This is a genomic window from Streptococcus intestinihominis, assembly GCF_046824975.1.
Classification (GTDB): domain Bacteria; phylum Bacillota; class Bacilli; order Lactobacillales; family Streptococcaceae; genus Streptococcus.
Map to the genome: position 1 here is coordinate 301203 of NZ_JBKQBL010000001.1, position 1531 is coordinate 302733.

The 1531-nt window shown below is 44.2% G+C and carries 3 protein-coding genes; all 3 read right to left on the reverse strand.

Annotated features, from left to right (window positions below; translation table 11 throughout):
• A partial coding sequence (gene rpsI / locus ACLOR3_RS01580; RefSeq protein ID WP_412036923.1) for a 30S ribosomal protein S9 occupies positions 1 to 340 on the reverse strand: 340 nt, incomplete at its 3' end.
• Between the two features lie 18 nt (positions 341 to 358).
• Complete coding sequence (gene rplM / locus ACLOR3_RS01585) at positions 359 to 805, reverse strand: 50S ribosomal protein L13 (RefSeq protein ID WP_002876943.1); 447 nt, start codon at positions 803 to 805, stop codon at positions 359 to 361.
• 153 nt (positions 806 to 958) lie between these two features.
• Positions 959 to 1531: DegV family protein (locus tag ACLOR3_RS01590; RefSeq protein WP_412036924.1), on the reverse strand; the 573-nt coding region annotated here is incomplete at its 5' end.

Consider the following 1531-nt stretch of genomic DNA (forward strand, 5'->3'; position numbering starts at 1 on the left):
TACGCTCAACTTTACGTGAGTCACGTGTAAGAAGTCCTGCGCGTTTCAATGAATCGCGGAAGTCTGGGTCTACTTGAAGAAGGGCACGAGCGATACCGTGACGGATTGCTCCTGCTTGACCAGCGTATCCACCACCTACAACGTTAACGAAAACGTCGTATGAACCTGCAGTTGAAGTAACTGCGAATGGTTGGTTGATTACAAGACGAAGGTCAGCGTGTGGGATGTACTCTTCAACATCTTTTTTGTTAACAGTGATTTTACCAGTTCCTGGAACAAGGCGAACGCGTGCAACAGCGTTTTTACGACGTCCAGTACCTGCATATTGTGCTTGTGACATACTTTATTGTTCCTTTCCTTAGATAAGTCCTGAAATATCAAGAACTTCTGGTTGTTGTGCAGCGTGAGTGTGCTCAGCTCCAACGAATACTTTCAATTTCATACCTTGAGCGCGGCCAAGAGTATTGTGTGGAAGCATACCTTTAACTGATTTCTCAATCAAACGAACTGCATTTTTAGAACGAAGTTCACCAGCAGAGATTGATTTCAATCCACCTGGGTGGTTTGAGTGAGTGTAGTAGATCTTATCAGTTGCTTTTTTACCAGTCAATTTAACTTTTTCAGCATTGATAACGATTACGAAGTCACCTGTATCAGTGTGAGGTGTGAATGTTGGTTTGTTTTTTCCGCGAAGCACGCTTGCAACAACTGCTGAAAGGCGTCCAAGAGGTACATCAGTTGCGTCAACAACGTACCATTTGCGTTCTACTTGGCCTGGTTTAGCCATGAATGTAGTTTTGTTCATGATTTCTCCTATTATGAATATCGTTTTTGTTTACAGGGCGGATGTTCCGGTCCGCAAGTTATTTGAAAGGTTCCGGGGCCTTACAAATGGGGTAAACAATACCGCCTACTATTGTATCAAATTTTTAAGATAAAAGTCAACCAATTTAAAAAATTATTTGCGATTTTCTTTTCCTATAACAAAGCCGATGAGAGAATTAGGACCGACGTGAGCAGCAATGACGGGACCTAGTGGCATGATCAAGACTTGGGAGATAGCTGGATTCTCCAACAATTGATCCTTGAGCTCCTCTGCTCCTGCCAAATCATCTGTATAGGAAACCAAGGCTGTGCTGTGACCGATATCTTCCTGGATCAGAGAAAGCATTTCCCGCATAGCTTTTTTACGTCCACGTACCTTAGCGATTGGAGCTAACTTGCCTTCTTCATCAATCCAAAGAAGGGGTTTGATATTGACCAAACTTCCGACGATGGCTGAACTCTTAGAAAGGCGTCCCCCGCGCATAAGATGGTAGAGATCATCCACCAAGAAATAGGTCCGCAACTTAGGAGCGATTTCCAGCAGTTCTTCCTTAACTTGATCCAAACTCTTACCGGTATCACGCGCCTCAACTGCTAGCATAGACAAGTAGCCTTCTCCAATCCCTGCAGCTTTTGGATCGATGATTTCGATGACAGCTTCTGGGTAGTCTTCAAGGACCAAGTCTCTTGCCATGACCGCACTCTG